This is a genomic window from Metabacillus sp. RB-C-LZQ-3-1 (genome assembly GCF_058315175.1).
Map to the genome: position 1 here is coordinate 53,979 of NZ_JBZFLI010000019.1, position 20,659 is coordinate 74,637.

Below are 20,659 nucleotides of genomic sequence, written 5' to 3' on the forward strand. Positions count from 1 at the left end.
ATGAAGATTTTAATAATGAGTGATAGTCATGGGTTGACCTCAGAAATTCTAGAGATTAAAAATAGACATCAGGGCGAGGTAGACCTGATGTTGCATTGTGGTGATTCTGAGTTGCCAAATGATTGTAAAGAGCTAAGCGGTTTTAAAGGAGTAAAAGGAAATTGTGATTTTGGAACAAGCTTACCAAATGAAATCATTGAAGATATAAATGGGACAACTATATATATGACACATGGACATTTATATAATGTGAAAATGTCTCTCATGAGTTTAAAATATCGAGCGATTGAAACGAATGCAAAGATAGCATGTTTCGGGCATTCACATATTGCAAATGCTGAAATGATTGATGGAGTTTTGTTCATAAACCCTGGTAGTATTAGACTTCCGGTGCTGCGAAGACAGAAGACATATGCTATACTAGAGTTAGAGAACAAACGTGCAAATGTTACGTTTTTTGAAGTGGAAGGCAATATTGTTGATGAACTTTCGAAAGAGTTTTTATTAAAATGAGGGAGAATTTCTCCCTCTATATAAAAAAATGATAAAAACTGTTGACTTTTATATTAACCAGAAATATAATAATAAATGTCGCTGCCACTAATAGTGGGGATTTAAGGCAAAGCTTAACTAATACATTGTCCCAGTAGCTCAGCTGGATAGAGCAACGGCCTTCTAAGCCGTCGGTCGGGAGTTCGAATCTCTCCTGGGACGCCATTGATTTAATACATATACCTTCCATCAAAGATGGAAGGTTTTTTGTTGAACCAACAGTGAATAGACAATATTAGAAAAAATAGATTTACTTCTAAGAAATTACATTTCTAAAAAATATGTTAGGATATCTTACGTATTTGTTTCATAAGCGAAAAAATGGTTGTAAGATTGTTCCTAAGCAGTCAAAATAAAATTCCTCTTAAAAAATTTCTACATAAAAGCTCCTTTATCATAAATTTCCACATGTGCGGATTTTTAAAAAATTCACAAATTTTTTTGAAAATAGCCTTTCCAATTATATCAACGATGTAAGCGTATACAAGTAAAAAGAGTAATCTAAATTATCAAATAATTCTTGAAACACTGTTGACACTTAGATTTATTGAGCGTAATATAAGTTCAAATAAAAGTTACACGAACATTTGAAAAAGTATAGAAAATTCAAATTAATATGATCGTTTTTCTTTACAGATATAATGTTCAGTGGTTTAATTTTTGAACTTTTTAAAGAAAGGCGTGCTCTTATGGGTGACCAGTGGATCTTTCTTAATGATGATTTTGTAAAGAAAGAAGATGCAAAGATATCAGTTTATGATCACGGATTTTTATACGGTGATGGAGTATTTGAAGGTATTCGAGTTTACAGTGGAAATATCTTCAGGATGAAAGAGCATATGGATCGATTATATCAATCGGCAAAGTCAATTATGCTAACCATTCCATACTCTCAAGATGAACTAACTGAATTAGTCGTTGAAACTGTGAAAAAAAACGGTTTGAGCGATGCATACATTCGATTAGTTGTCTCAAGAGGAACTGGTGACCTAGGGTTAGATCCTTATAATTGTAAACGAGCAAATACAGTCATTATCGTTGAACCTCTATCAATATTTCCAAAGCACTTGTATGATACAGGTATTGATATTGTGACGGTGGCGACGAGGAGAAACAGACCGGATGTGTTAAGTCCAAAGGTGAAATCGCTAAACTATTTAAACAATGTGTTAGTTAAACTCGAAGCACATTTAGCTAATGTGAGTGAAGCTTTAATGCTGAATGATCAAGGTTATGTTGCAGAAGGTTCTGCTGACAATATTTTCATCCTGAAAAATGGGAAGTTATTAACTCCCCCTGGATATATAGGAGCTCTAGAAGGCATTACAAGAAATGCCATTATTGATATAGCTACTGAAATGGGTTATGAAGTACGTGAGGAGCCATTTACTCGTCACGATGTATATACAGCTGAAGAGGTTTTCTTAACCGGTACTGCGGCAGAGGTTATTGCAGTTGTTAAAGTAGATGGACGCACGATAGGAACTGGTGTTCCTGGTGAGGAAACCAAGAAGCTTCTAGAAGCTTTTCGTAAGAAAGTAGTTGAGGAAGGCGTCAAGGTAGAGAATATACCTGAAAGTCTTCATGTAAGCTAAGCAATTGCATATAGTAAAACGGTGAAGAGGAAAAGTAGTTTTTGGTAAAATATCTACAGAGAACCGGGGTAGCTGGAAGCCGGTGATATTCCCTTAAATGAACTCGCCTCTGAGTGTTAATCCGAAATTTAGTAGGATTAGCCGAGTCCCATTCTTCGGTACTCGTTATCAAAGTGAACAGTTGTCTGTTCGTAAGGTGGTCAAATATGACCATGAAGAAGGGTGGTACCGCGAAAAAGTTTATTAACCTTTTCGCCCCTTTGGCACACGATTTTTATGTGGAGTCTTATGAGGGGTGGGAAGGTTTTTTATATGCTGAATTAATTGAATTTTTCCAAAATACAAAGGGCTGGATGCCAAAGAAAGGGAGGAAAGAAAATGAGTACAAATGTACAGTTGAATAGCTCAACTGCCAAATGTACAAACACAATGTCGGGGTCACAAATGCTTATCGAATCTTTAAAGCAGGAAAAAGTCGAAGTGATTTTTGGATACCCGGGTGGTGCTGTATTACCAATCTATGATAGCTTATATGATTCTGGTTTATTTCATGTTCTAACTCGCCATGAGCAAGGTGGTATTCATGCTGCTGAAGGTTATGCGCGAGTTTCGGGAAAACCAGGAGTTGTGATTGCTACATCTGGACCAGGTGCAACAAATTTAGTAACAGGTTTAGCAGATGCGATGATTGATTCACTGCCATTGGTTGTATTTACAGGCCAAGTAGCATCTTCTGTGATTGGGTCTGATGCATTCCAAGAAGCGGATATTTTAGGCATTACAACACCAATTACAAAGCATAATTACCAAGTACGTGAAGTTAGTGATCTTCCAAGAATTATTAAAGAGGCTTTTCATATTGCTACTACTGGAAGACCAGGTCCAGTGCTAATTGATATTCCTAAAGATATCGCTACGATTGAAGGAGATTTCTCCTATGAAATAGAGGTTAACCTTCCGGGATATCAACCAACAAATGAGCCGAATTACCTTCAAATTCGAAAATTGGTTGAGGCTGTAAGTCGAGCAAAAAAACCTGTTATTTTAGCTGGGGCAGGTGTTTTACATGCAAACGGCTCAGAGGAATTAAGACAATATGTAGAACAACAACAAATTCCTGTTGCAAATACGCTTCTTGGTTTAGGTGGATTTCCATCAGATCATCCATTGTTCTTAGGAATGGCAGGAATGCATGGAACTTATACAGCAAACATGGCCCTCTATGATTGCGATTTATTAATCAGTGTTGGTGCTAGATTTGATGATCGTGTAACAGGAAATTTACAGCATTTTGCTAAAAAGGCAACAATTGCTCATATTGATATTGATCCTGCAGAGATTGGGAAAAATGTCCCGACGCAAATTCCAATTGTGGGAGACGCTAAACTAGTGCTTCAACAATTATTGAAGCAAGATGGTAAACAAGGTGATAACAAAGCGTGGAATGAGCAATTGGCTTCTAATAAGAAAGAATATCCACTTGCTTATCAAGAAAGTGATGCAGAATTAAAGCCGCAACACATTTTGGAGCTTATCCACAAATGGACGAATGGGGAAGCTATTGTAACGACAGATGTTGGTCAGCATCAAATGTGGGCAGCACAATACTATAACTTTAATAATCCGAATAAATGGGTAACCTCTGGAGGACTTGGAACAATGGGCTTTGGTTTACCATCTGCCATTGGTGCCCAGTTAGCAGACCGTAATTCAACCGTTATTGCTGTATTAGGTGATGGTGGTTTTCAAATGACTCTTCAAGAGCTATCAGTTATTCATGAATTAAATCTCCCGATAAAAGTGGTTATTTTGAATAATGGAGCTCTTGGAATGGTAAGGCAGTGGCAAGAAATTTTCTATGAAGAACGTTACTCACATTCTAAATTTGTAACACAGCCAGATTTTGTGAAGCTGTCAGAAGCTTATGGGATTAACAGTGTTCGAATTGTGAATGAAGAGGGCTGGGAGGAAAAATTAAAGGCTGCTATTTTATCAGATGAGCCAGTTTTACTTGATATCCATGTTTGTAAAGATGAAAATGTGTATCCAATGGTTGCTCCAGGTAAAGGGTTACATGAAATGGTAGGTGTTAAGTTATGAAAAGAATCCTCTCATTAACAGTTTTAAACCAAACTGGGGTATTAAATAGAATCACAGGGTTGTTTACAAAAAGACATTACAACATTGAAAGCATTACAGTAGGTCATGCTGAAACAGAAGGAATTTCAAGAATGACCGTTGTTGTAAATGTTCAAGAGGAAAAAGAAGTAGAGCAAATCACAAAGCAATTAAATAAACAAATAGATGTACTAAAGGTAACTGATATTACTTCACAATCCATTGTATCGAGGGAACTGGCATTGATAAAAGTCATGTCAACACCTGCAACAAGAATGGAGATTCAAGGGCTTATCCAGCCGTTTAGAGCAACAGTCATTGATGTAAGTCGAGAAAGTGTTGTTGTGCAAGTGACGGGTGAGCCGGAGAAAATTGAAGTACTAATTGATCTTTTAAGACCTTATGGCATCAAAGAAATTGCTCGAACTGGTACAACTGCATTTACGCGTGGTACTCAAAGAACATCAAAAGAAGTTCCTATCTCAATCGTTTAATTCGTTTGTAATCTTACCTGATTAAGACAGGTTAAAAGATTCATATATAGCAAGAAACCTAATTTATTCTAAAAAATTTGAAGGAGAGATTATACATGACAACAGTATATTATAACGGAGACATTAATGAAGCAGTATTACAAGGGAAAAAAGTAGCGATCATCGGATATGGTTCACAAGGTCACGCACATGCACTTAACTTAAAGGAAAGCGGAGTTGACGTTGTAGTTGGTGTACGTCAAGGAGGTTCTTTCAACAAAGCAGTAGAAGATGGTCACCATGTTGTTTCTGTTGCAGAAGCTGCTGAGCTTGGAGATTTAGTAATGGTATTGCTTCCAGATGAGCAACAAGCAAAAGTTTACGAAGAAGAAATCAAACCAGGCCTAGTAGCAGGTAATTCATTAGTATTCGCACATGGCTTTAACGTACATTTCAGCCAAATCGTACCACCTGCAGATGTTGATGTATTCTTAGTTGCACCAAAAGGACCAGGTCACTTGGTAAGAAGAACATATGAAGAAGGTGCTGGTGTACCTGCATTATTCGCTATCTACCAAGATGTAACAGGTCAAGCAAAAGATAAAGCATTAGCTTATGCTAAAGGTGTTGGATCTGCAAGAGCAGGGGTATTAGAAACTACATTTAAAGAAGAAACCGAAACTGATTTATTTGGTGAGCAAGCAGTACTTTGTGGAGGATTAACTTCACTTGTAAAGGCTGGATTTGAAACATTAGTAGAAGCAGGATACCAACCAGAAGTAGCATATTTTGAGTGCTTACACGAACTAAAATTAATCGTAGACTTAATGTATGAAGATGGTATGGCCGGAATGAGATATTCAATTTCTGATACAGCTCAATGGGGTGACTTTGTTTCAGGACCACGCGTTGTAGACGGTCGTTCTAAAGAAGCGATGAAAGAAGTTCTAAAAGATATCCAAACTGGTAAATTTGCAAAAGAATGGATTCTTGAAAACCAAGCAAATCGTCCACAATTTAACGCAATTAATAACAATGAAAATGAGCACCAAATCGAGGTTGTAGGTAAAAAACTACGTGCAATGATGCCGTTTGTAAAATCTAAACAAAAACAGAAAGAAGCGGTGAGTGTGAGTGCGAAAAATTAACCTCTTTGATACAACGCTCCGTGATGGTGAGCAATCTCCAGGTGTAAATCTTAGTGTGAAAGAAAAGCTTGAGATTGCAAGACAGCTAGAAAAACTCGGAATGGACGTTATTGAAGCAGGCTTTCCTGCTACATCAAAAGGTGATTTATTAGCAGTACAAGAGATTGCAAAAACAGTGAAAAATAGCTCAGTAACTGGCCTTGCCAGGTCAGTGAAAGGTGATATTGATGCAGCATGGGAGGCATTAAAATTTGCTGAAGAACCTAGATTGCATGTTTTCTTAGCTACTTCTCCAATTCATCGAGAATATAAATTAAAGAAAACAAAAGAACAGGTAATCAAAACAGCTGTTGATTCTGTCAAATATGCTGCACAATTTTTTCCAATTATCCAATGGTCAGCAGAGGATGCATGTCGTACTGAATTACCATACTTAGCAGAAATCGTTGAGAGGGTAATTGAAGCTGGTGCACACGTCATCAACATTCCTGATACAGTTGGCTATATTACACCGAAAGAATATGGAGAAATCTTTACTTATTTACGTGAAAATGTAAAAGGTATAGACGATATCATTTTATCAGCACACTGCCATGATGATTTGGGCATGGCAGTGGCTAACTCATTATCAGCCATTGAACATGGTGCAGGACAAATCGAAGGTACAGTAAACGGGATCGGTGAAAGAGCGGGAAATGCTGCACTTGAAGAAGTGGCGGTTGCTCTTCATATTAGAAGTGACTATTATCAGGCGAAAACAGGCTTGTATTTAAAAGAAACAAAGCGTACAAGTGATTTAATTAGCAGTTTAACAGGTATGGTTGTACCTGGTAATAAAGCAGTAGTAGGAAGAAATGCATTTGCTCATGAATCAGGAATACACCAAGACGGTGTTTTGAAAGAAAAAACAACCTATGAAATTATATCACCCGAGCTTGTAGGTGTATCTGCAAATTCAATGGTTCTTGGTAAACATTCTGGACGACACGCTTTCAAGAAAAGATTACAAGAACTAGGATTTGAAATCTCTGATGAAGAAGTTAATAAATTATTCGTAGCTTTCAAAGAATTAACAGAGAAGAAGAAAGAAATTTCTGATGATGATTTAAAAGCACTTTTAATTGAAGAAAAAGTAGCAAGCAAGGAAGCTGCGTTTGAATTGAAATCGTTACAGGTTCAATATGGTACAGTACAAATTCCGACTGCCACGATTACATTATTGAATTCTGAAAACGAGCTTATTCAAGAAGCTGCTACTGGAGCAGGAAGTGTTGAAGCAATATACAATACTCTGGAAAGATGTGTTGGTAAATCAATTAACTTAATTGATTACCGAATTCAATCAAACAGTGGCGGTAGAGATGCATTGGCACAAGTATATGTCAAAATTAAAATTGGTGAGAGTGAAGCTAGCGGAAGAGGTATGGCGCATGATGTATTAGAGGCATCAGCTAAAGCCTATATCAATGCGGTTAATCGTATCTCATTACTCTCAGATATTCCTGCATTATCTTTAGAAGCAAGTCTACAAAATTAAACAACCTAATGGTGAAGGGGGATAGAACATGAAAAAAACAATCACATTATTACCGGGTGATGGAATTGGAAAGGAAGTTGTAGATGTAACAGTGGAAATTTTAAAAGCTGTTGCTGAACATTTTAATCATCAATTCCAATTTAATTATGGTTTAATCGGTGGTGATGCCATTGATCAAAAGGGTAATCCACTACCACAAGAAACAATTGATATGTGTAAACAATCTGACGCTATTATTTTAGGGGCTGTTGGAGGGCCGAAATGGGATCAAAATCCTGTTGAGCTTCGTCCAGAACGTGGTCTTCTAGCCCTGCGTAAGGAATTAGACTTATTTGCTAACTTACGCCCGATTACTACATTTGAAAGTTTGTTAGATTCTTCCCCTTTGAAGAAGGAGTATGTTAATGGAGTAGATTTTGTTATCGTACGTGAACTAACAGGCGGTTTATATTTTGGTAAGCCAAGTGAGAGAGTTGTAAAAGATGGTGAAGATGCAGTTGTAGATACATTGTTCTATAAGAGACATGAAATCGAGCGCATTCTTGTTTCGGCTTTTGAGATTGCCGGGAAGCGACGTAAACACGTGACATCTGTTGATAAGGCAAATGTTCTAGAATCAAGTAGAGTGTGGCGTGAAGTAGCAGAAGAAGTGGCTGCTAGATATCCTGATGTAACATTAGAACATATGCTAGTTGACAATGCAGCAATGCAACTTATCCGATCACCACGTCAATTTGATGTTATCGTTACTGAAAACATGTTCGGAGACATTTTAAGTGACGAAGCATCAATGATTACAGGATCTTTAGGAATGTTATCATCTGCTAGTTTATCGTCAACAGGGTTGCATTTATATGAACCTGTTCATGGTTCTGCACCAGATATTGCTGGTAAAAACCTAGCAAATCCTGTTGCTACGATCCTCTCAGCGGCCATGATGCTTCGTCAATCCTTTGGTTTGGAAGAAGAAGCAAAGGCAATCGAAAAAGCAGTTGATAATGTCTTAAATTCAGGAGCCCGAACAGCGGACCTTGCAAATGGTGAAAAAGCTATTTCTACTAAGCAAATGGGTGAAGAAATTAAAAATGCATTATCAGATGACCATGCAATTTTAAATATTATGGAGGCTTACTCTTAAATCGATTAAGTAAGTTTGCTAGTATTGTTCTAATTATAGTGACCGAGCGAAAATATCTACACATTTTTGCAACGGGACCTGAGGGGTATGACAATTACTTTTGTCAGCCCCTCATTTTCCATCTTTTAAAGGAGGTTTATAACAATGAAGCCAAGAACGATCATAGAAAAGATCTATGACGAACATATCGTCCAACAAGAACAAGGAAAACCAGATCTTCTATATATCGACCTACATTTAATTCATGAAGTAACATCACCACAGGCTTTTGAAGGATTACGAGAGAAAAATCGTAAAGTAAGGAGACCAGACAGAACGTTTGCAACAATGGACCACAATGTTCCAACAGTTAATCGTTTTGTGATTAATGACGAGGTAGCGAAAAATCAAATTAGTGCTCTGGAACGTAATTGTAAGGAATTTGGTATTCGACTAGCTGACCTGCAAAGTGAAGATCAAGGGATTGTTCACGTTATTGGACCGGAACTAGGTTTAACTCTTCCAGGAAAAACAATCGTTTGTGGAGATAGCCATACTTCTACACATGGAGCATTTGGAGCAATTGCTTTTGGGATTGGGACTAGTGAGGTTGAACATGTGTTAGCAACCCAAACATTATGGAGACAGCGTCCAAAGACGTTAAATATTCACGTTCCAGGTAAGCTTCAAAAAGGAGTAACAGCTAAAGACGTCATTCTTGCTGTTATAGGTAAATACGGAGTTCGCTTTGGTACTGGCTATATTATCGAATATACAGGTGAAGTTATTGAAAGTCTATCAATGGATGAAAGAATGACAATCTGTAATATGTCAATTGAGGCTGGAGCTAGAGCCGGGCTTATTGCACCAGATGAAACAACATTCTCTTATATTAAAGGTAGAAAGTATGCACCTAAAGGAGAAGACTTTGATCGTGCAGTTGAATATTGGAAAACGTTAAAAACAGATGAAGGTGCGGAGTATGATAAAGTCATTACATTAAATGGAGAAGAGATTGCACCAATGGTTACTTGGGGAACAAATCCTGGTATGTCAGTAGGTGTTGATGAGAAAACTCCTGATTTAAATGACTTTCAAAATGCAGAAGAACTTGATGAAGCGAATCGTGCATATAGCTACATGGGGCTACAACCAAATACAAAGATTGAGGATATTTCAATCGAGCACGTTTTCATTGGATCTTGTACAAACTCACGCTTAACAGATCTTAGACAGGCAGCAGAGGTAATCAAAAGTCTAAAAGGACAAAAGGTTCCAGAAAATGTACGTGCGATTGTGGTACCGGGTTCTCAAAAGGTTAAGAAGGCGGCTGAAGAAGAAGGGTTAGATGTGATCTTTAAAGAGGCTGGCTTTGAATGGAGAGAATCAGGATGTAGTATGTGTTTAAGTATGAATAATGACGTTGTTCCAGAAGGAGAGCGTTGTGCTTCAACTTCAAACCGTAATTTCGAAGGAAGACAAGGTAAAGGGGCTAGAACACATCTAGTAAGCCCTGCGATGGCTGCAGCAGCAGCTTTACATGGACGATTTGTAGATGTCCGTCACATCCAAGAAAATGCAATGAGTTTATAAAAAATAAGTACAACTAAAAAATGAAACGGAAGCTAGACCAAGACTAGCTTTAAATCCCGGTCAAAACGTAATTAGGAGGGACAATATGCAACCTTTTACTACTCATACAGGCAAAGTGGCTGTATTAAATAGAGCAAATGTAGATACTGATCAAATTATTCCAAAGCAATTTTTAAAAAGAATAGAAAAAACAGGCTATGGCCGATTTGCATTTTTTGATTGGCGTTATTTAGCGGATGGTTCGGAAAATCCGGAATTTGAATTAAATCAAGAAAAAAGCAAAGGAGCTACAATCCTGCTTGCAGGTGAAAATTTTGGGTGTGGTTCATCACGTGAACATGCTCCATGGGCTCTTTCAGATTATGGGTTTAAAGTCATTCTAGCGCCATCTTATGCAGATATCTTTCACCAAAACTGTCTTAAAAACGGTCTGCTTCCAATCTCATTAGAGCAATCAGCTTTAGATGTTATTCGTGAGAAAACGGGTGATGACAATTATGTTTTAACGATTAATCTTAGTGAACAATTAATTATCGATAATCAAGGATTGTCAAAATCATTTGAAGTTGATCCTTATTGGAAAGATATGCTATTACATGGTAAAGATGAAATTGACTTAACATTAAATTATGATGAACAAATTAAACAGTTTGAAGAAAGAAGAGCGTCATTTTTATAATGATTGCTCTTTTTTATAGGCTGTTTTCGTACATATTGTTGCTATTAAATATGATTTTACAATTGATAGTGGAATGGAGCGGAAGAAACTTGACTCTTGTTGGAGATAGAGGAAGGGCCGAGGAGGCTCGGCTTATCTTGTGTCTTAAGCAAAATGGAACGAACCAGTTTTATATTTAATCAACAAAGTATGTGAAAACAGCCTTTTTAATTGAAAGGGTTGAATTCTAGTCGATTCCGTATTCGTTCAAGTCTAACTTGTTTTCCAAGTGTTGGATTGATACACTTGTATGCAAAGATAGGTTGCTGGAGTTGACCAAGAATGAAGCAGAAAAAAAACAATGTTGTACCATTTCCGAATTTAAAAGAACGTTATCTTGATAAAGGAATGGCTCTTTTAAAGGAAAAGAAATATCATGAAGCACTTGATATGTTTGCTGAAGCAAAGAATTTAAATGAAGACAAGGCAGAAATTCATTTAGGAATGGCTATATGTTTAATGGAACTTGGAGAATTAAGTGAGGCAAAAGACATCTGTAAAAAAATGCTCTTAGAAGATATTGGGCACTATTTTACTGTTCTGCAGGTCTATTTAACAATCTTAATTCAACTTCGAGAATATCAAGAAGTCCAGTCAACAATTGAAGCTGTTCTGGAAGAAAATCATCTTCCTTCAGAGAGTGCTGAACATTTTTATAAGTTATTAGAATTTAGTCGAAAAATGAATCAAAACAGTTCAGAGTTTATTGAAGAGGAAGAAGATGAAGAAAGTATTGAAACGCTGTATGTAGAGGATTTATTACAAGATCCGCAGAAACAGATGGGGTACATCCAATCATTAAGGGATCGTAATATAAGTAAGCACCTTAGTACACTAAGACTTCTTTTAGAAGGAAAAGAGGTGCATCCAACGATTAAATCAATGATCTTACATGTCATGATTGAGCATGAGCTTGAGAAGGAAGTAACGATCGAAAAGTTTGGGGAAACAATGACAGTTGTGCCTGCTGACTTAAAGGATCCAGCAGATGTACCCTTCGCAAAAGAAGTGTTAAATTATTTGGATGATACACTAGGTAATGAGAATCCTACACTTTTTGAAGCTGTGAAAGAGTTATGGATTAGACATTTATATGTTTTATATCCTTTTTTACCTCAGCCTAATGATGTGAAATTATGGGCGGCAGCTTTACATGTAGTTGGTTATTCTTTGCATGGGATTTCAATTGAAGATGAAGAAATTGAACAAATTTATGCTCAGCCATCAGCATCTTTACATGATGCCTGTGAAAAAATTTATAAAATAGAAGAAATTTCTTATTTTCAAATTTGAGCTATATGTTGAAAGGAATTCATTCTATGTTATAATAAAATGGTTGCAAAATAGTGATCATCGTCATTAAGGTCTTTTTTATTTTGGACAAATTGACCTTCTTTTTTATGCGAAATCCTAAGCATGTTTAGTATTCGGTTACTTTTACCGTACATAAAAACAGGTATATGTTGATGGACGTTTGTTTAAACTGTGACAATCAACCACAAATTACCTATCACTTATTCGCACAAATCACAATAGATCTTTGGAGGGACAGCAATTATGTCAGTTAAATGGGAAAAATTAGAAGGGAACGATGGCGTTCTTACGGTTGAAGTTTCTGCAGAGGACTTCTCTAAAGCACTTGATGAGGCATTTAAAAAGGTAGTAAAACAAGTATCCGTTCCTGGATTCCGTAAAGGGAAAATCCCTCGTGGAATGTTTGAACAACGTTTTGGTGTAGAATCTTTATACCAAGATGCATTAGATATCATTTTACCAACAGCTTATCCAAATGCGGTTGATGAAGCTGGAATTGAGCCGGTTGATCGTCCGGAAATCGATGTAGAACAAATCGAAAAAGGAAAAAGCTTAATCTTCACTGCAAAAGTTACAGTAAAGCCTGAAGTAAAATTAGGTGAATACAAAGGTCTAGAAGTTGAAAAATTAGACGATACTGTAACTGATGAAGATGTAGAAAACGAGTTAAAACAATTACAAGAGCGTCACGCTGAACTTGTTGTAAAAGAAGAAGGCGCAATTGAAAATGGTGATACTGCAGTAATCGACTTTGATGGGTATGTTGACGGTGAAGCATTTGAAGGCGGAGCAGCTGAAAACTATTCATTAGAAATTGGTTCAGGTTCTTTTATTCCAGGATTTGAAGAGCAACTAGTTGGATTAGAAGCAGGTGCAGAAAAAGACGTGGAAGTAACATTCCCTGAAGAATACCATGCTGAAAATCTTGCAGGTAAACCAGCAGTATTTAAAGTGAAAGTTCACGAAATTAAAACAAAAGAACTTCCTGCTTTAGATGATGAGTTTGCTAAAGATGTAAATGAAGAGGTTGAAACACTTGAAGAATTAAAATCTCAAACAAGAACTCGTCTTGAAGAAGCGAAAAAATCTGAAGCAGAAAATAACCTGCGTGATACTCTAGTAGAAAAAGCTGCTGAAGGTGTTGAGGTTGATATTCCTAAAGCATTAATTGACAATGAAATTTCTCGCATGATGCAAGAATTTGAACAACGTCTACAAATGCAAGGAATGAATCTTGAGTTATACTTCCAATTCTCTGGTCAAGATGAAGAGGCTTTAAAAGCTCAAATGAAAGATGACGCTGAGAAACGCGTGAAATATAACCTAACTCTTGAAGCAATTGCTAAAGCTGAAAACATCGAAGTGTCTGATGAAGATGTAGAAGCAGAATTAGCAAAAATGGCTGAAATGTACAACATGCCAGTTGAAAACATTAAACAAGCTTTAGGTGGAAACGCAGAAGGACTTAAAGAAGATTTAAAAGTTCGTAAAGCGATCGATTTTCTTGTAGAAAATAGCAAAGTTGTTGCATAATATAATAAAAGAACAAGGCGCGAGCAGATCGTGCCTTGTTTTATACAATCATGGTTTATTTATATTCCTTTGGGAATGATATAAGAAAGTCAATACATACATAAACATAAGTATAAAGCATTAGTCTATGGTGCAATCAATTTTAAGTGAATTTATTATTTGTAAGCTTTTTCAACTTGCTCAAGTGGTATTATTACCTGTTAAGGCTTAACTTATGGTAAAATGCAGTACATACTTTATTACAATTGTTTTTCTTTGGTCCATCTTCATCTACCTGTTTTCCTTCGGTGTTGATAAAAATAAATAAGGGTAAGATGGAATAGTGTATGAGATAAAGATATAAGGGGTGAAACAATGTTTAAATTTAACGATGAAAAAGGACAATTAAAATGTTCGTTTTGCGGAAAAACTCAAGATCAGGTTCGTAAGCTTGTAGCTGGACCTGGAGTCTATATATGTGATGAATGTATTGAGCTTTGTACTGAGATTGTCGAGGAAGAGTTAGGGACAGAGGAAGAAGTTGAATTTAAAGATGTTCCAAAGCCTAGAGAAATCCATGAGATCTTAGATGAATATGTAATTGGTCAAGACCAAGCGAAGAAATCCTTAGCTGTTGCAGTTTATAATCACTATAAACGTATTAACTCCAATAGCAAAATAGATGATGTTGAACTTTCAAAAAGTAATATTTCGATGATTGGACCAACTGGTAGTGGGAAAACATTATTAGCTCAGACATTAGCACGGATTTTAAATGTTCCATTTGCAATTGCTGATGCAACATCATTAACAGAAGCAGGGTATGTTGGTGAAGATGTAGAAAATATCTTACTCAAACTCATTCAAGCTGCAGATTATGATGTTGAAAAAGCTGAAAAAGGAATTATTTATATCGATGAAATTGATAAGGTTGCTCGTAAATCAGAGAACCCATCAATTACACGTGATGTATCTGGTGAAGGTGTTCAACAAGCACTTTTAAAAATTCTTGAGGGGACAGTTGCGAGCGTTCCTCCACAAGGTGGAAGAAAGCACCCGCATCAAGAATTTATTCAAATCGATACGACAAATATTTTATTTATTTGTGGTGGGGCATTTGATGGAATTGAGCAAATTATTAAGCGCCGTCTTGGACGAAAAGTAATTGGCTTTGGATCTGAAAACAAAAATGCTGATCTGGATAAAAAAGCATTGCTTTCCCAAGTATTGCCGGAAGACTTGCTGAAATTTGGTTTAATACCAGAATTTATTGGCCGTCTGCCTGTTATTGCAAGTTTAGAGCCATTAGACGAAGAGGCATTGGTTGAGATTTTAACAAAACCAAAAAATGCGCTTGTGAAGCAGTACCAAAAAATGCTTGATCTTGATGGTGTTGAACTTGAGTTCGAAGATGAGGCACTATTAGAAATTGCTAAAAAAGCAATTGAAAGAAAAACAGGTGCACGTGGTCTAAGATCTATCATTGAAGGCATTATGCTTGATATGATGTTTGACCTTCCATCACGAGAAGACATTGTGAAGGCTATTATCACAGCTGAAACTGTTTTAGGAAACACACCGCCTAAGCTTGTTTTAAGCGATGGAACTGTCATTCAAGAAGATAAAAAAACATCAGCTTAATATAATCAAAAAAAGGAAGCCGTATTTTTCGGCTTCCTTTTTTGTACGACAAAATGCATTAACATTTATGTTCAAAGAACCTAATGATCAAGCTAAGTTTTTTATTTATGGAGCATTAGCTCAAAACTTTCCCTTCGTGCATGTTTATTCCAAAGAAACAAAGGAGATACTAGCTATAAATAACCGCTTCAACAAAAAATGGCAAGCATAGCTTGCCCTTTTGTCCATCTTAGGAAGATAATTTTCCTTCTACATATTGAAAAGACAATATAAAGGTGTAAAATATGGGGCATTTATCAGGGCAAAAGGAAAGTCACAGACCTCTCAATGAAGTCATAATAGAGTAGTTTAAATGTTTCAACGAAGCGGTAAGATGACACCATGGCAGGAGGGACCGACAAATGAGCTGGACTAGTATCGCTTTGTTTATTCAGTTGTTTTTTGGGATTATCATTGGGTTGTATTTTTGGAACTTATTAAAAAATCAACGAACTCAAAAAGTTTCAATTGATCGTGAATCAAAAAAAGAAATGGAACAGCTAAGGAAGATGAGAGCCATCAGGCTTACAGAGCCTTTGGCGGAAAAAGTACGACCAAAGAGCTTTCAAGATATTGTAGGGCAAGAAGATGGAATTCGTTCACTGCGTGCCGCCTTATGTGGATCAAATCCTCAGCATGTTATTGTGTATGGACCACCAGGAGTTGGAAAAACAGCGGCCGCACGATTAGTTTTGGAAGAAGCGAAACGTAATAAGAGATCTCCTTTTAAAGAAAATGCCGTTTTTGTTGAACTTGATGCAACAACAGCTAGATTTGATGAAAGAGGAATTGCAGATCCACTGATTGGGTCTGTTCATGATCCTATTTATCAAGGAGCTGGTGCCATGGGACAAGCAGGAATACCTCAGCCAAAACAAGGGGCTGTTTCGCATGCACATGGCGGAGTTTTATTTATAGATGAAATTGGTGAATTACATCCTATTCAAATGAATAAACTTTTAAAGGTGTTAGAAGATCGAAAGGTCTTTTTAGAAAGCGCTTATTATAATGAAGAAAATACGCAGATTCCAACTCATATCCATGATATTTTTAAAAACGGTCTGCCGGCAGATTTTCGCTTAATCGGGGCAACAACAAGAACTCCTAACGAAATACCACCAGCTATTAGGTCGAGATGTCTTGAAGTGTTTTTTAGAGATTTAGAACAAGAAGAACTTGCTATCGTCGCTAGAAAAGCAGCAAATAAGGTAGAAATGGAAGTATGTGATGAAGGAATTGACTTGTTGACATCTTATGTTCGAAATGGTCGTGAAGTTGTAAACCTAATGCAGATTGCAACAGGAATGGCAATGTCAGAAGATCGTAAAGCGATAACCGTTGAAGATATAGAATGGGTAATCCATTCAAGCCAATTAACTCCACGTCATGAAAAGAAAATCGAAGAAACCTCAAAGATTGGTTTAGTCAATGGTCTTGCTGTTTATGGGCCAAATACGGGTGCATTACTAGAAATAGAAGTTACAGTGATCCCTGCTGAAAAAGAAAAAGGAACAATAAATATAACAGGAATTGTGGAAGAAGAAAGTATAGGAGATCGTTCTAAATCAATTCGCCGCAAAAGTATGGCAAAGGGCTCAGTGGAAAATGTTATCACAGTTTTACGCTCAATGGGAATTCAGGCAGCAGATTATGATATCCATGTTAATTTTCCAGGTGGGACACCAATTGATGGACCGTCTGCTGGTATTGCGATGGCAACAGGAATATTTTCAGCCATTCATAAAATTCCGATCAGTAATAAAGTAGCCATGACAGGTGAAATTAGTATTCACGGCAATGTAAAACCAATTGGCGGAGTCATTCCAAAGATTAAGGCAGCGAAAAAGGCAGGAGCAGAAATTGTGATTATCCCTAAGGAAAACATGCAGTCTATTTTAAAAGATATTGAGGGCATTACCATTTTACCTGTTACTCATTTACAAGAGGTTTTTGATATTGCGCTTGTTGACCCACCAACTGAAATGCCTAACAGGATTCAAAAGAATTCAGAGGATTTCCCGCATCAAGAATCTGTTTAATCAGTATTTTGATTTTATTATGAGACCTACCAGCTTAAGGCCAATTTAATGGTCTTCTTAAGACGGGGGTCTCTTATCTTGTTTATCATATGAGAAAATATATTCTTTGCACAATTATCCATACAATAATAATATCAAAGTGAGCACAATTGTTTATATGAGAATGATTCTTTTCATGAAATCATAAATTTTATTTCAATATAAGTAGAATAGGGTATACTACTTATTGACTAAAAGTGGTTAAAATAGACACTATAAAAAGAATAAGATAGAATTGTACAAGAATGAACTATAATGTCATGGAGGTGTAAAGCATGGCGAAATCAACTACTCAAATCGTACCCCTCCTACCGTTAAGAGGCTTGTTAGTATATCCAACGATGGTACTACACCTTGATGTAGGGAGAGATAAATCTGTACAGGCGTTAGAAAAGGCAATGATGGAAGATCATATTATCTTTTTAACGACACAAAAAGAGATTTCGATAGATGAGCCAAAAAAAGAAGATATTTATGAAATTGGAACATTAACCAAAATAAAACAAATGTTAAAATTACCTAACGGGACAATACGTGTACTTGTTGAGGGAATTGAGCGTGGAGAAATTCAACGCTTTGTGGATGATGAGGAGTATTATTCAGTTGAAGTTGCTATATATCCCGATCCTGAAGAGAAAAGTGTTGAAGAAGAAGCATTAATGCGAACCATGCTAGAATATTTTGAGCAATACATAAAGCTTTCGAAAAAGATTTCAGCAGAAACATACGCAACAGTATCAGATATTACAGAACCAGGCAGAATGGCGGATATCATTACTTCACATTTGCCTTTGAAGCTTAAAGAAAAGCAAGAGGTACTAGAAACTCTTGATGTGACAGAACGTTTAAATAAAGTCATTTCAATTCTTCATAATGAAAAAGAAGTTGTCCAACTTGAGAAAAAAATTGGGCAACGTGTTAAAAAATCAATGGAACGTACACAGAAAGAGTACTATTTACGCGAACAAATGAAGGCTATCCAAAAAGAGCTTGGTGAAAAAGAAGGGAAACTTGGGGAAGTTTCAACTCTTAAAGAGCGTTTAGATGAAGTGGGAATGCCTGAACATGTGAAAACTGTTGCTCTAAAAGAACTTGATCGATATGAAAAGGTGCCTTCTAGCTCTGCTGAAAGTGCAGTAATACGAAATTATATTGAATGGCTAATCTCGTTACCATGGACAAAAGCAACAGAAGATCGTCTTGATGTAAATGTTGCTGAAGAAATACTTAATGAGGAGCATTATGGCCTTGAGAAAGTAAAAGACCGTGTGATTGAATATTTAGCTGTTCAACAGCTAACAAACTCATTAAAAGGTCCAATTCTATGTCTTGCGGGACCTCCTGGTGTTGGGAAAACTTCATTAGCTAAATCTGTTGCTAAATCTTTAAATCGTCATTTTGTGAGAATTTCACTTGGCGGTGTCAGAGATGAGTCAGAGATACGAGGTCATCGTCGAACATATGTAGGTGCTATGCCGGGAAGAATTATTCAAGGCATGAAGAAAGCAGGAACAATAAATCCTGTTTTCTTGTTAGATGAAATTGACAAAATGTCCAGTGATTTTAGGGGAGATCCTTCTTCTGCTTTACTTGAGGTGTTGGATCCAGAGCAAAATCATAATTTTAGTGATCATTATATTGAAGAAACCTATGATTTATCTAAAGTTATGTTCATTGCCACGGCAAATAACCTGGCAACAATTCCAGGTCCGCTGCGAGATCGTATGGAAATTATTAATATTGCTGGTTATACTGAACTTGAAAAGGTTCATATTGCGAAAGATCATTTACTGCCAAAGCAAATGAAGGAACATGGTCTGAAAAAATCACATCTGCAAATACGCGATGATGCGATTCAAAGCATTATTCGTTATTACACAAGAGAAGCTGGAGTACGTGGCTTAGAACGTCAATTAGCAGGAGTTTGCCGTAAAGCAGCTAAAATGATTGTCAAACAAGAACGCAAGAAAATCATCATTACCGATAAAAATATTGAAGATTTTCTCGGAAAAAAACGTTTTAGATATGGACAAGCGGAATTAGAAGATCAAGTTGGAGTTGCAACTGGATTAGCTTATACAACTGTAGGCGGTGATACACTATCGATAGAAGTGTCTGTCACACCTGGTAAAGGGAAACTCATTCTTACAGGTAAGCTTGGAGATGTGATGAAGGAATCTGCTCAGGCTGCATTTAGTTATATTCGTTCCCGTGCTGAGGAGCTTCATATCGACCTTGATTTTCATGAGAAGAACGACATCCATATTCACGTACCAGAAGGCGCCGTACCGAAAGATGGCCCTTCAGCAGGTATTACAATGGCAACAGCTTTGATTTCAGCATTAACTGGCAGAGCTGTTCGAAAAGAGGTTGGAATGACTGGTGAGATTACTTTACGTGGTCGAGTGTTGCCGATTGGCGGATTAAAGGAAAAAACACTTAGTGCACATCGAGCGGGATTAACCAAAATTATCGCACCGAAGGATAATGAAAAGGACCTAGATGATATTCCTGAAAGTGTTCGAAAAGACTTGACTTTTGTCCTTGTATCACATTTAGATGAAGTGTTAAAACATGCGTTAACAGAGGAGAAAGAATGAAAGTTACTAGCTCAGAAATCGTAATTAGTGCTGTTAAGCCAAATCAATATCCAGAAGGAGATTTACCAGAGGTTGCATTAGCAGGCCGTTCAAATGTTGGAAAGTCTTCCTTTATTAATAAAATGCTAGGTAGAAAAGCATTAGCTAGAATTTCATCAAAACCGGGAAAAACTCAAACATTAAATTTTTACATTATTAATGAAATATTACATTTTGTAGATGTACCTGGTTATGGCTATGCGAAGGTTAGTAAGAAAGAGCGAGAAGCTTGGGGGAAGATGATTGAAACATATATTACTTCCCGTGAGCAGCTTAGAGCCGTTATTTTATTAATTGACCTTCGTCATCCACCAACAAATGATGATATCCTGATGTATGACTTTTTAAAGCATTACGAAATTCCAGCCATTATTGTCGGAACAAAAGCTGATAAAATTCCAAAAGGGAAATGGCAAAAGCACGCAAAGGTTATTAAAGACGCTTTAAATATGGAAAAAGGCGATGCATTTGTTGTTTTCTCATCTGAAACAGGGTTAGGAAAAGACGAAGCATGGAAATTAATTGAGGAATATACTTCTAACTAATACAAAGAGACTCTGGCCAATAGACCAGAGTCTCTTATTT

The 20,659-nt window shown here is 36.7% G+C and carries 15 protein-coding genes, 1 tRNA gene and 1 other annotated feature; all 16 genes read left to right on the forward strand.

Annotated elements, in window-relative coordinates:
- The 16 genes from AC4GZ8_RS21945 to yihA all read left to right on the forward strand — a co-directional run bounded on the left by AC4GZ8_RS21945 (position 1) and on the right by yihA (position 20,619).
- On the forward strand, positions 1-513 hold the full coding sequence (locus tag AC4GZ8_RS21945) for a metallophosphoesterase family protein (protein ID WP_491084038.1): 513 nt from the start codon (positions 1-3) through the stop codon (positions 511-513).
- Between the two features lie 127 nt (positions 514-640).
- Positions 641-717: transfer RNA gene (locus AC4GZ8_RS21950), tRNA-Arg, on the forward strand.
- A gap of 524 nt (positions 718-1,241) precedes the next feature.
- Complete coding sequence (ilvE, locus tag AC4GZ8_RS21955) at positions 1,242-2,147, forward strand: branched-chain-amino-acid transaminase (RefSeq protein ID WP_491084039.1); 906 nt, start codon at positions 1,242-1,244, stop codon at positions 2,145-2,147.
- A gap of 12 nt (positions 2,148-2,159) precedes the next feature.
- Positions 2,160-2,410, forward strand: a binding site (T-box leader).
- 115 nt (positions 2,411-2,525) lie between these two features.
- Positions 2,526-4,247: an acetolactate synthase large subunit gene (ilvB, locus tag AC4GZ8_RS21960; RefSeq protein WP_491084040.1), complete on the forward strand. Its 1,722-nt coding sequence runs from the start codon at positions 2,526-2,528 to the stop codon at positions 4,245-4,247.
- Positions 4,244-4,759, forward strand: a complete 516-nt coding sequence (gene ilvN, locus AC4GZ8_RS21965; RefSeq protein ID WP_491084041.1) for an acetolactate synthase small subunit — start codon at positions 4,244-4,246, stop codon at positions 4,757-4,759. Before ilvB ends, ilvN begins: the two co-directional genes overlap by 4 nt.
- 95 nt (positions 4,760-4,854) lie before the next feature.
- A complete protein-coding gene (gene ilvC / locus AC4GZ8_RS21970; RefSeq protein ID WP_491084042.1) occupies positions 4,855-5,886 on the forward strand; it encodes a ketol-acid reductoisomerase in 1,032 nt (343 codons plus the stop codon).
- Entirely contained in the window at positions 5,873-7,423 is a 1,551-nt protein-coding gene (locus tag AC4GZ8_RS21975; RefSeq protein WP_491084043.1) for a 2-isopropylmalate synthase, read from the forward strand. Before ilvC ends, AC4GZ8_RS21975 begins: the two co-directional genes overlap by 14 nt.
- Before the next feature lie 28 nt (positions 7,424-7,451).
- Positions 7,452-8,561 (forward strand): 3-isopropylmalate dehydrogenase, encoded by a 1,110-nt coding sequence (gene leuB, locus AC4GZ8_RS21980; protein ID WP_491084044.1) that lies wholly within the window; start codon positions 7,452-7,454, stop codon positions 8,559-8,561.
- A 144-nt stretch (positions 8,562-8,705) separates the two neighbouring features.
- Positions 8,706-10,133, forward strand: coding sequence for a 3-isopropylmalate dehydratase large subunit (gene leuC / locus AC4GZ8_RS21985; RefSeq protein WP_491084045.1), 1,428 nt, complete (start codon positions 8,706-8,708; stop codon positions 10,131-10,133).
- Between the two features lie 85 nt (positions 10,134-10,218).
- On the forward strand, positions 10,219-10,812 hold the full coding sequence (gene leuD / locus AC4GZ8_RS21990; RefSeq protein ID WP_491084046.1) for a 3-isopropylmalate dehydratase small subunit: 594 nt from the start codon (positions 10,219-10,221) through the stop codon (positions 10,810-10,812).
- A gap of 321 nt (positions 10,813-11,133) precedes the next feature.
- Positions 11,134-12,144, forward strand: a complete 1,011-nt coding sequence (locus tag AC4GZ8_RS21995) for a tetratricopeptide repeat protein (protein WP_491084047.1) — start codon at positions 11,134-11,136, stop codon at positions 12,142-12,144.
- Positions 12,145-12,408: 264 nt separating this feature from the next.
- Positions 12,409-13,698 (forward strand): trigger factor, encoded by a 1,290-nt coding sequence (gene tig, locus AC4GZ8_RS22000; RefSeq protein ID WP_491084048.1) that lies wholly within the window; start codon positions 12,409-12,411, stop codon positions 13,696-13,698.
- 354 nt (positions 13,699-14,052) lie between these two features.
- The gene (gene clpX, locus AC4GZ8_RS22005; RefSeq protein ID WP_491084049.1) at positions 14,053-15,318 is read left to right on the forward strand and encodes an ATP-dependent protease ATP-binding subunit ClpX; all 1,266 of its coding nucleotides are present in this window, start codon (positions 14,053-14,055) and stop codon (positions 15,316-15,318) included.
- A gap of 401 nt (positions 15,319-15,719) precedes the next feature.
- Positions 15,720-17,396, forward strand: a complete 1,677-nt coding sequence (lonB, locus tag AC4GZ8_RS22010) for an ATP-dependent protease LonB (RefSeq protein WP_491084050.1) — start codon at positions 15,720-15,722, stop codon at positions 17,394-17,396.
- A gap of 314 nt (positions 17,397-17,710) precedes the next feature.
- Positions 17,711-20,035, forward strand: coding sequence for an endopeptidase La (gene lon, locus AC4GZ8_RS22015; protein WP_491084051.1), 2,325 nt, complete (start codon positions 17,711-17,713; stop codon positions 20,033-20,035).
- Positions 20,032-20,619 (forward strand): ribosome biogenesis GTP-binding protein YihA/YsxC, encoded by a 588-nt coding sequence (yihA, locus tag AC4GZ8_RS22020; protein ID WP_491084052.1) that lies wholly within the window; start codon positions 20,032-20,034, stop codon positions 20,617-20,619. Before lon ends, yihA begins: the two co-directional genes overlap by 4 nt.
- Positions 20,620-20,659: the final 40 nt, after the last annotated feature.

Coding starts and splice junctions, on each gene's coding strand:
- AC4GZ8_RS21945 (WP_491084038.1), top strand. CDS start 1: ATGAAGATTTTAATAATGAGTGATAGTCATGGGTTGACCTCAGAAATT.
- ilvE (WP_491084039.1), top strand. CDS start 1,242: ATGGGTGACCAGTGGATCTTTCTTAATGATGATTTTGTAAAGAAAGAA.
- ilvB (WP_491084040.1), top strand. CDS start 2,526: ATGAGTACAAATGTACAGTTGAATAGCTCAACTGCCAAATGTACAAAC.
- ilvN (WP_491084041.1), top strand. CDS start 4,244: ATGAAAAGAATCCTCTCATTAACAGTTTTAAACCAAACTGGGGTATTA.
- ilvC (WP_491084042.1), top strand. CDS start 4,855: ATGACAACAGTATATTATAACGGAGACATTAATGAAGCAGTATTACAA.
- leuB (WP_491084044.1), top strand. CDS start 7,452: ATGAAAAAAACAATCACATTATTACCGGGTGATGGAATTGGAAAGGAA.
- leuC (WP_491084045.1), top strand. CDS start 8,706: ATGAAGCCAAGAACGATCATAGAAAAGATCTATGACGAACATATCGTC.
- leuD (WP_491084046.1), top strand. CDS start 10,219: ATGCAACCTTTTACTACTCATACAGGCAAAGTGGCTGTATTAAATAGA.
- AC4GZ8_RS21995 (WP_491084047.1), top strand. CDS start 11,134: ATGAAGCAGAAAAAAAACAATGTTGTACCATTTCCGAATTTAAAAGAA.
- tig (WP_491084048.1), top strand. CDS start 12,409: ATGTCAGTTAAATGGGAAAAATTAGAAGGGAACGATGGCGTTCTTACG.
- clpX (WP_491084049.1), top strand. CDS start 14,053: ATGTTTAAATTTAACGATGAAAAAGGACAATTAAAATGTTCGTTTTGC.
- lonB (WP_491084050.1), top strand. CDS start 15,720: ATGAGCTGGACTAGTATCGCTTTGTTTATTCAGTTGTTTTTTGGGATT.
- lon (WP_491084051.1), top strand. CDS start 17,711: ATGGCGAAATCAACTACTCAAATCGTACCCCTCCTACCGTTAAGAGGC.
- yihA (WP_491084052.1), top strand. CDS start 20,032: ATGAAAGTTACTAGCTCAGAAATCGTAATTAGTGCTGTTAAGCCAAAT.